Raw genomic sequence first — 13,828 nt, 5'->3', positions numbered from 1 at the left:
CGACACCGGGGACGGCAGCCCCTAGCGTCGAACGATTGACCTCAAGAGCCTCAATGCTACCGACAGCGAGGCCATGTCATCGGCCTCGAGGGCATTGACCTCGTCAAACATGGACTTCGCCCGGCCGAGCTGCTCCACATTCTGGCCTTCCCAGGCCACCAGCCTCTCTTCCGCGGGCGTCCCGGCCGGAGTGCTCTCCAGGACCGCCGTCGTCATGTCCGAGACGGTGGAGTAGAGGTCATCGCGCAGGGCTGCGCGGGCCAAAGCCTGCCAGCGGTCCGCCCTCGGAAGCTTGGTGATGCGTTCGAGGAGCGAATCTGCGTGGAAGCGGTTAAACACCGTGTAATACACGTGGGCAATGTCGGCCACGGATTCCGGGCTGACATGGACGATCTTGGCGATGTCCAGGAGCACGAAGCTCTCGAACAGCTCCGCCCAGCGGTGTGCCAGGTCCTCGGGAAGGTCCCAGCCGCGCGCCTTCTCCAGCCATTCGGCCACACGGGCGCGGTCGTCGCCGCGGAGGTAGTCCAGCAGCCGGGCCCGCATGGGATCCATGAGCGGCTTGAATTCGGCCACGATGTCGGCAATGGGACGGGACGCGGAACCCTGGCCCAGGAGCCACCGGACGGCGCGGTCCAGGAGCCGCCGGATGTCCAGGTGGACGGTGCTCCAGTGTTCAGTCGGGAACGACGCCGGCAGTTCGTTGAGTTCCTTGACCATGATGTCCAGCTCGTAGACCTCGCGGAGGGCCACGAACGCCTTGGCTACGGCGGATTCCGTGGCCGAGGTTTCCTCAATCGTGCGGAACGCGAAGGTAATGCCGCCGAGGTTGATCATGTCGTTGGCAACCACGGTCGCGATGATTTCGCGGCGCAGCGGGTGGGTGTCCAGTTCGGCGTCGAACCTCTCCCGCAGCTGCTTCGGGAAGTAGGCCCGCAGCGTCGTGCGGAACCACGGGTCATCGGCGAGGTCGCTGTCGCGCAGCGCGCTGGCAAGTTCGATCTTGGCGTAAGCGGCCAGGACCGAAAGTTCCGGGGACGTCAGCCCCTGGCCCTGTTCCAGGCGCTCCTGCAACGTGGCCGTGGTGGGCAGCGCCTCGAGGTCGCGCTTGAGGTCGGCAGACTTTTCCAGCCAGTCCATGAGCCGTTCGTAGCTGGGGCTCCATTCGGAGACCCGCATGCGGTCGTTGAGCAGGAGGATGTTCTGGTCGATGTTGTCCTCGAGTACCAGCCGGCCGACCTCCTCGGTCATGGATGCCAGGAAGTCCGCACGTTCGGCAGGGTCAAGCTTGCCGGCCGCGACCATCCGGTCCACGAAGATCTTGATGTTGACCTCGTGGTCCGAGCAGTCAACGCCGGCCGAGTTGTCGATCGCGTCGGTGTTGAGGATGACGCCCTGGAGCGCTGCCTCGATGCGTCCGCGCTGGGTCATGCCCAGGTTTCCGCCTTCACCGACCACCTTGACCCGCAGCTCGCGGCCGTCGACGCGGATGGAGTCGTTGGCCTTGTCGCCGACCTCGGCATTCGTTTCGGTGCTGGCTTTTACGTAAGTGCCGATGCCGCCGTTGTAGAGCAGGTCCGCCGGCGCGAGGAGGATGGCGCGCAGGAGTTCCGGCGGGCTCAGCTCCGTGGTGCCCTCAGGGAGGCCGAGGGCGGCGCGGACCTGTGCCGACACGGGGATCGACTTGGCCTGCCGGGCAAAGACGCCGCCGCCTTCGCTGATGAGCGACTTGTTGTAGTCGTCCCAGGATGACCGAGGCAGTTCAAAGAGCCGCAGGCGCTCCGCGTAGGACGTTGCCTCGTCCGGCGTGGGATCCAGGAAGATGTGCCGGTGGTCGAAGGCTGCCAGCAGACGGATGTGCTTGGAGAGCAGCATGCCGTTGCCGAACACGTCTCCGGACATGTCGCCCACGCCCACGACCGTGAACGGTTCGGACTGTGTGTCGAGGTCCAGCTCGCTGAAGTGGCGCTTGACCGACTCCCAGGCGCCGCGGGCGGTGATGCCCATGGCCTTGTGGTCATAGCCCACCGAGCCGCCGGAGGCGAACGCGTCGCCGAGCCAGAAGCCGTATTCCGCGGCCAGGCCGTTGGCGACGTCGGAGAAGGACGCCGTGCCCTTGTCTGCTGCCACCACGAGGTAGGAATCGTCGTCGTCATGGCGCACGACGTCGGCCGGCGGCACCAGCGTTTCGCCTTCCGGCGTCGTGATGAGGTTGTCCGTGATGTCCAGCAGGCCGCGGATGAAGGTCTTGTAGCTTTCGATGCCCTCGGCCATCCAGGCGCTGCGGTCAGCGGCCGGGTCCGGCAGCTGCTTCGCGTAGAAGCCGCCCTTGGCGCCGGTCGGGACGATCACGGCGTTCTTGACAGTCTGCGCCTTGACCAGGCCCAGGATTTCGGTGCGGAAGTCCTCTCGCCGGTCGGACCAGCGCAGCCCGCCGCGGGCCACCTTGCCGAAGCGGAGGTGGACACCCTCGACCCGGGGAGAGTAGACCCAGATCTCGAACATGGGGCGCGGGAACGGCAGGCCCTCGATCCGCGAAGGATCCAGTTTGAAGCTCAGGTGGGCCTTGTTCTGGTAGTAGTTGGTCCGAAGCGTGGCCTGGATCAGGTTCTTGAAGGTCCGCAGCACCCGGTCGGCGTCGAGGGTCGCGACCTGCTCGATCGCCTCATCCAGTCCGGCGAGGACCTCGATCTCCTTGAGCAGGCGGTCGGCGTCGCTGAGCGCCGGGTCAAAGCGTGCCGCGAACAGGGCGCTGAGTCCCCGGGTGACATCCGGGTTCGCCAGCAGGGTGTCGGCCAGGAAGCCGAAGGAGTTGGTGTTGCCCATTTGCCGCATGTACTTGGCGTAGGCGCGCAGCACGACCACCTGGCGCCAGTGCATGCCCTCGCGCAGAACGAGCCGGTCGAAGCTGTCCGACTCCACGGCGCCGGTGACAGCGGCGCCGAAGGACTCGGCCAGCAGCTGGCCCGTGGCGCGGGGATCCACTCCGGCGGGGTACTTGAGGCCGAGGTCGTAGAGGAAGAAGTCCCGGTGATCCGCGGTCTCGATCTCGAACGGGCGTTCGTCCAGCACCTCGAGGCCCAGGTTATGGAAGTACGGCAGGATCTGGCTCAGGCTCTTTGGCTCGAGCATGTAGAGCTTGACCCGGGCGTCCTCTTCCAGCGTGGCTCCGGCACCTTCGGGCAGGTAGACGTGGACGCCGGGCAGCTCCTTGGCGGCCTCCGCGGCACGTTCGGCCGCGGCGCCGTACTTCTCGAAGCGGTCGATGTCCTCCAGCGCGTCTTCGATCTCGTAGTCCACGCGATAGCTGGCCGGGAACGCCTCGGCCCAGACAGCGGCCAGTTCCTTGGACCCGTCCTCCCTGACGCCGGATCCGCCGCTGTCGGCGCGGGCGCGCAGGACCTCGGAGATGCCTTCGCCCCAGGAACGGGCGGCCCGGACCAGGCGCTTCTCCAGCTCATCGCTGTTGACGTGGCTGACATCGGCGTCCTTCGGCAGCCGGATCCGGAAGAACAGGCGGGCCAGCGCGGATTCGGTCATCCGCGCCTCGTAGTCGATGGACACGGCGTTGAACGTCTCCCGCAGTTCCTGCTCAATGCGCAGGCGGACGTTGGTGGTGTAGCGGTCGCGCGGCAGGTAGACCACGGCGGACATAAACCGTCCGTAGATGTCGGGGCGCAGGAAGAGCCGGGTCCGGCGGCGTTCCTGAAGCCGCTGGATGCCAGTTGCGATGGCGGCGAGGTCCGGGATTTCGATCTGGAAGAGCTCGTCGCGCGGATAGGTTTCGAGGATGCCCAGCAGGTCCTTGCCCGAGTGGGAATCCGGCGGGAAGCCGGCGTCGTGCAGCACAGCGGCCACTTTTTCCCGGACCACCGGGATGTCCCGGACGGATCCGGCGTAAGCGGTCGTGGCGAAGAGGCCGATGAAGCGCCGTTCCCCGTTGACGTTGCCCGCGGCGTCGAAGCTCTTGACGCCGATGTAGTCCAGGTATGCGGGGCGGTGCACGGTGGAGCGCGAGTTTGCCTTGGTGATGACGAGGGCGCGCTTCTCGCGGGCCTTCTTCCTGCCGGCCTCGGTCAGGTGCTGGATTTGGCGGGTGTCCGCGCCGGCGCGGAGCAGGCCCAGTCCGCTTTCCTCGCGCAGTTCCAGCACATCCTCGCCGGACTCGTTCACGAGGTCGTATTCGCGGTAGCCGAGGAAGGTGAAGTTTCCGTCATCGAGCCAGCGGAGCAGGTCCTGGGCCTGGCGGAGCTCGGCAATTTGCGCCCGGTTGGCCAGCCGGTCCAGGTCCGCGGCGATTTCAAGGGCCTTCGTGCGCATCTTCGGCCAGTCTTCGACGGCGGCGCGGACGTCGCCGAGCACCCGGGAGATTCCCTTGACGAGTTCCGCGCGCTTGTCCTCGCCGGCGAGGTCGATTTCGACGGCGATCCAGGATTCCATGTGCGAGGAGTTGTCGCCCTCGGCGATCAGGTGGGAGAGGTTCGGCATGGCCGCCGTGTCTCCGCTGGAGATGCCCAGGTGGGAGGGGACGCGCGCGACTTTGACCAGTTCTCCGGTCTCGCGGTTGCGGGTCACCACGAAAAGCGGGTGGAGCACGAGGTGGATGGGGGCGTTCTGGCGGACCAGTTCGGCATTGACGGAGTCCACGAGGAAGGGCATGTCATCGGTGACGATGTACAGGACGGTGCAGTCGGCCTCGTCATGGATGGCAATGTTCGCGACGCCGGGCAGCCGGGTCGCCGCGATTTGGCGGTGGGTATCGGCCCTTGCCGTCAGGACTTCCTCCGGATATGCCCGGAAGTCCTCCTCCGCGAGGTGCTCGTAGTAATCCCCGAGGTAGCTCTTGCTACCACTGATCGAAACGGGCTGATCCTCCACGCTGGACCCAGACGACATCGAAACGCCTCCATAAAAGAAGTTCACAGCCGCCTCTTTGCGGCCCTTACGATGACCCTAACCGTTTGTCCGGCGCCGTGCTGTGGAAGAAAAGACAAAGGATTTCGTGTTTCGCTGGTCAGGTGCACAAACCAATTTGGCGATCGCCCGCCGCAGCTCGGATTCGGGGGCTGATTCGAGCAAAAGCGCCCCCGAGAGCAGCGCCGCATCGCTCGCCGCGGGGTCCGACGGCAGGAACGCCGACAGGGACACCGCCGGGCCGTAGCGCTCCCATGCCGCCCGGAGTTGGCGTTCCGGCGACCGGCCGACGGCGGCGGCGCGGACTTTGTTCATGACCACCTGGGGTGATGCCTGCGGGACGGCTGCCTGAAGCTCGGCCAGGCCGCGGACCAGCCTCGGCACTCCTATGGAGTCGGCCGCTCCGACGGCAAAGACTGTGTCGGCCAGTTCCAGGCTCCTCAGGGTCGCGGCGTTGCGCCGCGGCGCGCCCGCGTCAAAGCCCAGCTCGTCATCGGCTTCGAGGCAGAAGCCGGTGTCCACCACAGTGACATCGGCGATCTCGCGTGCCCGCTCGAGGACCAGCGTGAGCGCCGCGGCACGCAATTCGGTCCAGCGGTCCGCCCGCGTGATCCCGGTGAGCACGCGGAACGTTCCGGCCTTGGTCGCCACGGTGGTGGCGATCCTGAGCAGGGCCTCGGCGTCGAGCAGCCCTTGGTCTGCCAGCCGGCAGGCCTGCGCCAGCCCGGCAGCCTCATCGAGCAGCCCCAGGAGGGCGGCCACGCTGGCGCCGTAACTGTCGGCATCGACCAGCAGCACGGATTGTCCTTCCGCGGCCAGCTCACCTGCGATGTTGGCGGCCACCAGGGTGCGGCCCGGCGCGCCGGCCGGGCCCCAGACCGCTATGATCCGGCCCTTCGCGGCATCGCTGCGGGTGCCTGCGGCGTGCGCTACGGATGGCCGCGGCGACTGTCCAGCGGCCGTGGCTGCGGCGGAAGAGGCGGAGTCGACGTCGGCCGCGGCTGGCTCCTGGCGGTGTCCGTCGCCGCTGAGCTGGGCCACCGCTGCAGAAATCCGCGACGCCAGGGCTGCGGCATCAACGGCACGGGCTTCTGCGGCCACTCCGATGGTCCGCAGCCGGGCCGTTTCCTCCGGATTGTCGGTCAGGGCGATGACCACCACCCCGACGGCGGACAGCCGGTCCACCAGCGAGGCCGTCAGCTCTTCGCTTCCCGTCGCGACGACGGCGGCGCGGGCCAGCCCGCTCTGGCAGGCTGCCAGCAGTTCCGCCAGTTCGCCGCACCGCCGGACAACGGAGACGGGTCCGTGCAGCCGTTCCAAACCGCCGACCAGATCGTCGCGGGAATCCCCCACAGTCACCACGGGAATGCTCATCGGGCGGCACCGCCCGGATTCCACACGACCGCGATCTTTGCTTTGTTGGCCTGGGCTCCCAGCAGCTTGGGCATCTGGGCGTCTGGCACGAGCACCATCACCACTGTGGACCGGGAGGAACCCAGGGCACTGCTGCCCGCGGTGACCTGCGCAATTTCTGCGCCGGACAGGAGCAGGGTGGGCTCGCTGAAGCCGTTGCGGGTGTCCGGCAACGCCACCCAGACGTCCACGCGGGAGCCCGCCACGGCCTGGGCGGGGAGATTGTCCTCAACGGTGACGGCGACCGGCTTGCGGTCCAGCCCATCGAGCCGGCCGACGCTTTCGCGCGGCAGCAGCTGGTCCTTGCCGATCCTCTGCACGGCCACAAGCCCGGATTCCAGGCCGGCCTCCGGGGTCAGATAGTGCTGCTCCACGTCGCCGAGCCGTACTTTGACCCGGTGCACCTTCTCGAGCGTAAGTGTCTCGCCGACGGCGATCGGCTCGCGCGCCGCATACGCCTCGGTGGTCTGGTCCGCGGCGCCGACCAGCGAGACAACGCCCACCACGGATGCCAGGACCAGCAGGATTCCGACGAGGAGCCGGGGGTCCTTCCAGGACGGCCTCTTCAAACGGGCCCCTTCGGCTGCCGCGCTTCCACTCATGCGTCCGCTCCCCCTGTCGTCGCCGTCCGTTCCCGGGATGCCGGACATCCCCTATTGTTACGCCCGGGCGGTCCCGGCGGAAGATCCACGGCCAAACAGACGCAAACTGTGGATAACGGCACCAAGAGGCATCAACGGTGGCAAAATGGACTCATGCCCCGATTCCTGACTCTCGCAGATGTTGCCGAGCAGCTCCAGATCAACTCCCCGGCCGCTTATGCGCTGGTCCGCAGCGGCGAGCTGAAGGCCATCCAGGTGGGCGGACGCGGCCAGTGGCGTGTCGAGGAGAAAATGCTGGAGCAGTACATCCAGGAACGCTATGCCGAGGCCAGCCGGATGATCGAAGAGGCGAAGGCGAAGTCTGCCGGGAGTTGAGCCCGCGGTGTTGACTAGCCGCCCGCGGCTCCGGCGGACCTGATGCCCGCCAGGGCGCCGAAAGGAATGCTCACCACCTGCCGGGCGCTTGCCGCAGCCCGTTCCTGGCCCTCGCGGGTCACGGCCAGGTCCAGGAAATCCCGGCCCACCGTTTCAATGGCGCCGTGAAGCCCCGCCTCTGCCCGCCCGCGCGCGACAAAAACTGTTACCCGTGCCCGGTTCCTGGCGAGCCCGCGCAGGGCGCTGCCCAAACCGAGCCGCCGGCGCACGGCGGACGGCTCGGTGACCGCCACCCGTGAAAGACCCACATACTGTGCGGCCGCCGCGTAGGGAATGAGTACCTGATGTTGGGACTCATCAAGCACCAGGGCTTCGCTGCCTGCGTGGCTGAGCTCGCCCTCGAACGACGACCCTGAGGACACCTGCACGCGGATCCTCAGCCCGAGGGACCCGCGGAGCCGGTCCGCGAGCTCCACCCCAGCCGACTCCACGAGTGCGCGTTCGGCAATTTCCGCCTCAAAATCCAGCCGCTGGCGCGCAGCCAGCTGTGCCTCCATGTCGTCAAACAGGGCGTCCCACCGCATGGCGCCAGCGTAGGCGCGCCTACCGCACCGGTCAATCGGCAGGTGAATCCAGGGGTCAGTCCACCGCTCAGTCCACCGCTGTCCGGGATTCCACAGCCGGCCGACAATCCACAGGCAATGGACTGGATCTAGACAAACGGATCCTTACGGGACCAGACTTCCATCAAGAGCATTAAAAGTAATCAAACAACATCAAATGATATCAAACGATGTTGAACGAAAGGAGGCAGGAGCCATGGACCGGACACGAGGAACGCATTCCCAGTCCCAGTCTCAGGCCGGGGCCGCGGGCGTGGCCCTGTCCGGGGCCCGGCAAACGGTTCGGGCCGACGCGGCCATGGCCGCGGTCATTTTGCTGCTGGGGATCTTCCTCGCGGCCACGGGAAGTTTCCTCGTCCAGCGGTGGCAGTCGGCTTCGGCGCGCCAGCAGTCGCTTTCCTTCGAGGACCAGCTCGGGATCGCGGCAAATACCGCCGGGCTGATCGTCATCACCTGGTGGGTGATGTCCTTCGGCATCGCCGTCGCAGCGGCAATGCTCGACCGACTCGGAAGGACCCGCGCGGCGGCCGCCACGGGCCGGTTCAGTCCGGCGTTCATGCGACGGCTGGTTCTCGCCGCCGTCGGGCTGCAACTGCTGACCGCACCTTTGGCCACCGCGGCCACCGCACCCGACGGGTCCGGCCCGGGCGGGCCCGCCCAGGCAGCGGTATCGGCGTCGTGGACACCGTCAACCGGGCAGGCTCCAGTGCCGGAGCCGCACGGTCCAGCCGCCGCTACGGGGGTGGATCCACGATGGAAGCCGCTGAGTCCGATCGTGGATGCCGGCCCTCTCACCGCACGCCCCGTGCGGTCGCAGGACACTCCTGCCGCCCGCAGGGAGGTGACGGTCAGGTCCGGCGACTCACTGTGGAGCATCGCCGCGGCGTCGCTGGGGCCGTTCGCGTCCGACGCCGACATCGCCCGGGAGTGGCCCCGGCTGTATGCGGGCAACCGCGAAGCGATCGGACCCAACCCGCACCTGCTGCGGCCCGGACAGGTCCTCATCCTCCCGCCGGGAGGCTAAGTCACCTGCCGTGCCGCGACAAGGCCGGCCGAACACCCAGAACCAGCAATCCGCACGAACATCAGCACCCGCACCCGCAGGAGCCTCACCCCCAGAAGCATCACCTCCATCCGTCACCCGCCATCAGCAAAGGAACCGTCATGAACGCAATCACCGGGATCCGCCCGGCCGCGGCTACCCCAGTCCCGCACGTCCCTGCCCTCCGGGTTGTGTCCGGCACGGCAACGCCGGCCATCCACGCCGCTGCGGCCGCTCCGCCCCTGCAGGTCGTTGACGAAGCCCGCGAGGTTTGTGCGATCTCGCGCAGCACCGTGCAGGCCGCCATAGAGGTGCTGGCCGGCACCCGGCCGGCCCAGCAGCTCTCCCGCCGCCTGGATCCGCGTTGCCTGGCGGCCCTGCAGCACCGCGCCGCGCTGACCCGCCGGGTCGCCTCCGGCAGCTCGCCAACAGCGGGCCGGCTGCACCGTAACCCGTCCGTGCGGACCGTCCGGGCCTGCCGCGTGTCTGATGGCATCTACGAGGCCAGCGCTGTGGTGGTCGAGGAAGCACGGGTCCGCGCGGTCGCGCTGCGACTGGAGCGAGGCACAGTTGCCTGGCGCGTCACCGTGCTGGAAATCGGCTGAACGGCGGGGACGCAATCCAAGGCAGCGGACCGAAGGCAGAACCAGCCCCCAACAGCCAGCAACAGGCAGGAACCGGGCCGTCCCTGACCGGGCCGGGCCTGTCAGGGAAAGGAGGCGGAAACGCGGGAGGACCGGAGCAGTTGCTCCGGTCCTCCCTTGCGTTGGCTTCGTGCCTAGCGCCGCTTCTTCTTTGCCGCGCGGCGACCGATGTCCTGGGCGGCGGCCTTGGCCGGGTTTCCCGATCGCCCGGAGCTCTTCGCCTCGATCCGGGTCTGGGCGGCACCGTCCTCGCCAGGGGCGGTGTACTGCAGCTGCGCGGGCTTCTCCGGAGCTTCGAGTCCGGCCGCGTGGATCTGCGGCTCGTGGTGTTCGGTGTGCTGGCCCTCGGCGTCCGCCACTACAACGTCCTCGGCCGGCGTCACTTCGACGTCGAGGTTGAACAGGAAGCCGACGCTCTCCTCGCGGATGGCCTCCATCATGGCCTGGAACATGATGAAGCCCTCGCGCTGGTACTCGACCAGCGGATCGCGCTGGGCCATAGCGCGGAGCCCGATGCCCTCCTTGAGGTAGTCCATCTCGTAGAGGTGTTCCTGCCACTTCCGCCCGATGACGGACAGCACCACCCGGCGCTCCAGTTCGCGCATGCTCTCGGAGCCGATCGCCTGTTCCCTGGCCTGGTAGACCAGGCGGGCATCGGAGAGGATCTCTTCGCGGAGGAAGTCGACGGTGATGCGGGACTTGCCGCCGGCCTCGTCAATGACGTCGCGCGGCGTGAAGCTCACCGGGTACAGGGTCTTGAGGTTGGACCAGAGCAGGTTGAAGTCCCAGTCGTCGCCGGTGCCCTCGGCCGTGGCCGCGTCAATGAACGCGTTGATGGTGTCTTCGAGGAAGTACTGGACCTTCTCGTGGAGGTCGTCGCCTTCCAGGATGCGGCGCCGGTCACCGTAGATGGCCTCGCGCTGGCGGTTCAGGACGTCGTCGTACTTCAGCACGTTCTTGCGCTGCTCGGCGTTGCGGCCTTCCACCTGGCCCTGGGCCGAGGCAATGGCACGGGAGACGAGCTTGGATTCGAGCGCGACGTCGTCCGGCACCGAGCTGTTCATGAGCCGTTCGGCCGCGCCGGAGTTGAACAGGCGCATGAGGTCATCGGTCAGCGAGAGGTAGAACCGGGACTCGCCCGGGTCGCCCTGGCGTCCGGAACGTCCGCGGAGCTGGTTGTCGATGCGGCGGGACTCGTGCCGTTCGGTACCCAGAACGTAGAGGCCGCCCAGGTTCAGGACTTCCTCGTGCTCGTCCTTGACGGCCTGCTTGGCAGACTCGAACGCCTCGGGCCATGCGGCCTCGTATTCCTCGGAGTTTTCCTCCGGGTCCAGGCCCCGCTTGGCCAGTTCGGCGACGGCGGTGAACTCGGCGTTGCCGCCGAGCATGATGTCGGTACCGCGGCCGGCCATGTTGGTCGCGACGGTTACGGCGCCCTTGCGGCCGGCCTGGGCCACAATGGACGCTTCACGGGCGTGGTTCTTGGCGTTCAGGACCTCGTGCCGGACGCCTTCCTTGGCCAGCAGCCGGGAGAGGTATTCGCTCTTCTCGACGCTGGTAGTGCCCACGAGGACCGGCTGGCCGTTTTCGTGGCGTTCGGCGATGTCTTGGACCACGGCGTCGAACTTGACGGTCTCGTTCTTGTAGACGAGGTCGGCCTGGTCAATGCGCGTCATGTCGCGGTTGGTGGGAATCGCGACGACGCCGAGCTTGTAGGTGCTCATGAACTCGGCGGCCTCGGTCTCGGCCGTGCCGGTCATGCCCGCGAGCTTGTCGTACATGCGGAAGTAGTTCTGCAGCGTGACTGTGGCGAGGGTCTGGTTTTCGGCCTTGATCTCGACGCCTTCCTTGGCTTCGATGGCCTGGTGCATGCCCTCGTTGTAGCGTCGGCCGGCGAGGATGCGGCCGGTGTGCTCATCGACGATCAGCACCTCGCCGTCGAGGATGACGTAGTCCTTGTCGCGCTTGAACAGTTCCTTGGCCTTGATGGCGTTGTTCAGGAAGCCGATCAGGGGCGTGTTGGCGGACTCGTAGAGGTTGTGGATGCCGAGGTAGTCCTCGACCTTTTCGATGCCGGCCTCCAGGACACCGACGGTGCGCTTCTTCTCATCCACTTCGTAGTCGGTCTCGGCGTGCAGGCGGGTGACCACCTTGGCGAATTCGCTGTACCAGCGGTTGGTATCGCCCTGGGCAGGGCCAGAGATGATGAGCGGGGTGCGGGCCTCATCGATCAGGATCGAGTCCACTTCGTCAACGACGGCGAAGTGGTGGCCGCGCTGGACGAGTTCGGAACTGTCCCACGCCATGTTGTCGCGCAGGTAGTCGAAGCCGAATTCGTTGTTGGTGCCGTAGGTGATGTCCGCGGCGTACTGCTCGCGGCGCAGCGAGGGGTCCTGGTTGGAGAGGATGCAGCCGCTGGTCAGGCCAAGGAAGCGGTAGACGCGGCCCATGAGGTCGGACTGGTATTCGGCGAGGTAGTCGTTCACGGTGACTACGTGGACGCCCTTGCCGGAGAGGGCATTGAGGTAGGCCGGAGCAGTGGCCACCAGGGTCTTGCCCTCACCGGTCTTCATCTCGGCGATGTTGCCCAGGTGCAGGGCGGCGCCGCCCATGAGCTGCACGTCGAAGTGGCGCATGCCAAGGGTACGGGAGGAGGCTTCGCGTACCGCAGCGAACGCTTCGGGCAGCAGATCGTCGAGCTTTTCGCCGGCCTGGTGGCGTTCGCGCAGACGGTCCGTCTCCTCGCGGAGCTCGGCGTCCGTGAAGGTCTGGAAGGAGCTCTCCAGGGCATTAATGGAATCGGCATAGTTCCGCAGTTGCCGCAGGGTTTTTTTGTCACCCGTGCGGAGAAGTTTTTCGATAAGTGATGCCACGTGAAATTGCTCCCAGTCTCAATCTGCCGAATTCTGGCGTGTTCAGTCTACGGGAGAGACGCAGGGCCGGTGGCGCCTGTTCCCTCACAGCGGATACTGCTGTTTACCGGGCAGCCACGGCTTCGGCGAGCGCCGGCGCGAGGTCCCCCGTTGGCGAGACAACAACCCCGGCCAGTCCCAGCCACTCTGCCATGAGGTGCAGTTCCGCGGCCAGTTCGACGGCGGTGTCCGCCGGCGCGCCGGGTTCGGCGTGGGCGGCCCTGACCAGGAGCCAGCCGCCGGCCCGGTCCGCCTTGAGGTCCACCCGCGCGACGATCCCGTCGCGGAGAAGGAACGGCAGGACGTAGTAGCCGTACTTCCGCTTCGGCTCCGGAGTGTAGATCTCGATCCGGTAGTGGAACCCGAACAGTTCCTCGAGCCGGCGGCGTTCGAACACCAGGGAGTCGAAGGGGCTCAGGAGCGCCCGGCCGGTGGCTGAACGCGGAAGTTTGGCCTCTGCGTGACGGTACAGCGGCCGGTCCCAGCCGGCGACCTTCACCGGCTGCAGCCGGCCGGTGTCCACGAGGTTCGCGACTGACACGGCGGCGGCTTTCTGCGGCGTCCGGAAATAGTCCGCGAAGCACCGCACGGTCCCAATACCGTGGGCCTGGGCCGCGGCGTCGATCAAACGGTCCATCGCGGCGGCCGCGTCCGGTTCGGGCTCCGGCGTTCCTCCCGGCCCGGGCAGCACCCTGGCGGTGAGCATATAGCGCCGTTCGAAGGATTCGGTCCGCGACGATGCGGAGACAAGGCCCTCTTCGAACAGATGTTCCAGCACCCTCTTGACCACATTCCAGTTCCAGCCCCAGTTGTCCTGCTGCCGGTCCTCCACATGGCCGAGCCTGGCCGTCAGTTCGCCCGCTGTCATTGGTTTCCCGGCCGCCAGGGTTTCCAGCACCCGTGCCGCCACGCCGTTGCGCAGTTCCGGGTCCATGGTGTGCGCGCCCACCCATTTGCGGTTCTGCCACTGCACGAGATCCTGGAAGTGGTCCGGGCGGATGAAGCACGCTTCGTGGGCCCAGTACTCGATCATCCGGCGGGGGTGGGTCCCGGCCATCCGCTGCAAGATGGTGCGGTCGTAGTTGCCCAGCCGCGAGAAGAATGGCAGGAAGTGGCTGCGGGACACCACATTGACGGAGTCGATCTGGACCAAGTGCAGCCGGGCAAAGGTACGGCCCACCGCCCGTGCGCTCACGGGTCCGGCGGGCCGTACTTTGTCCAATCCCTGGGCTGCCAATGCGATCCGCCGTGCCTGTGACAGGCTCAGCGATGCTTGCACGTTAGTCCCTTCGTCGGATGTTTT

The 13,828-nt window shown here is 67.0% G+C and carries 9 protein-coding genes; 3 read left to right on the top strand and 6 right to left on the bottom strand.

Annotation, left to right across the window (positions count from 1 at the left end):
* Positions 1–21: 21 nt before the first annotated feature.
* From AB4089_RS00690 to AB4089_RS00680, 3 genes are read right to left on the bottom strand one after another with little or no spacing between them, the layout of a single operon-like run.
* The gene (locus AB4089_RS00690; RefSeq protein ID WP_441407428.1) at positions 22–4,896 is read right to left on the bottom strand and encodes an NAD-glutamate dehydrogenase; all 4,875 of its coding nucleotides are present in this window, start codon (positions 4,894–4,896) and stop codon (positions 22–24) included.
* A gap of 57 nt (positions 4,897–4,953) precedes the next feature.
* The gene (locus tag AB4089_RS00685; protein ID WP_441407427.1) at positions 4,954–6,288 is read right to left on the bottom strand and encodes an AAA family ATPase; all 1,335 of its coding nucleotides are present in this window, start codon (positions 6,286–6,288) and stop codon (positions 4,954–4,956) included.
* Positions 6,285–6,929 (bottom strand): hypothetical protein, encoded by a 645-nt coding sequence (locus AB4089_RS00680; protein ID WP_441407426.1) that lies wholly within the window; start codon positions 6,927–6,929, stop codon positions 6,285–6,287. Before AB4089_RS00680 ends, AB4089_RS00685 begins: the two co-directional genes overlap by 4 nt.
* Before the next feature lie 153 nt (positions 6,930–7,082).
* Between AB4089_RS00680 and AB4089_RS00675 the strand changes: the two genes are divergently transcribed.
* A complete protein-coding gene (locus AB4089_RS00675; RefSeq protein WP_018775212.1) occupies positions 7,083–7,304 on the top strand; it encodes a helix-turn-helix domain-containing protein in 222 nt (73 codons plus the stop codon).
* A 14-nt stretch (positions 7,305–7,318) separates the two neighbouring features.
* Here AB4089_RS00675 and AB4089_RS00670 read toward each other — a convergent pair whose 3' ends face one another.
* Complete coding sequence (locus AB4089_RS00670) at positions 7,319–7,888, bottom strand: hypothetical protein (RefSeq protein WP_441407425.1); 570 nt, start codon at positions 7,886–7,888, stop codon at positions 7,319–7,321.
* A gap of 235 nt (positions 7,889–8,123) precedes the next feature.
* Here AB4089_RS00670 and AB4089_RS00665 point away from each other — a divergent pair, with 235 nt between their 5' ends.
* Positions 8,124–8,951, top strand: coding sequence for a LysM peptidoglycan-binding domain-containing protein (locus AB4089_RS00665; protein ID WP_441407424.1), 828 nt, complete (start codon positions 8,124–8,126; stop codon positions 8,949–8,951).
* Between the two features lie 140 nt (positions 8,952–9,091).
* The gene (locus AB4089_RS00660; protein ID WP_441407423.1) at positions 9,092–9,574 is read left to right on the top strand and encodes an Rv3235 family protein; all 483 of its coding nucleotides are present in this window, start codon (positions 9,092–9,094) and stop codon (positions 9,572–9,574) included.
* Positions 9,575–9,747: 173 nt separating this feature from the next.
* Here AB4089_RS00660 and secA read toward each other — a convergent pair whose 3' ends face one another.
* Together secA and AB4089_RS00650 are read right to left on the bottom strand one after the other, a co-directional pair.
* The gene (secA, locus tag AB4089_RS00655) at positions 9,748–12,486 is read right to left on the bottom strand and encodes a preprotein translocase subunit SecA (RefSeq protein WP_441407422.1); all 2,739 of its coding nucleotides are present in this window, start codon (positions 12,484–12,486) and stop codon (positions 9,748–9,750) included.
* Positions 12,487–12,589: 103 nt separating this feature from the next.
* Entirely contained in the window at positions 12,590–13,804 is a 1,215-nt protein-coding gene (locus tag AB4089_RS00650) for a winged helix-turn-helix domain-containing protein (RefSeq protein ID WP_441407421.1), read from the bottom strand.
* Positions 13,805–13,828 lie beyond the last annotated feature (24 nt).

Source organism: Arthrobacter sp. 2MCAF15 (assembly GCF_052115605.1).
Lineage (GTDB): Bacteria > Actinomycetota > Actinomycetes > Actinomycetales > Micrococcaceae > Arthrobacter.
The sequence above is the reverse complement of the archived record's forward strand: the minus strand, read 5'-3'. Positions and strand labels throughout refer to the sequence as shown.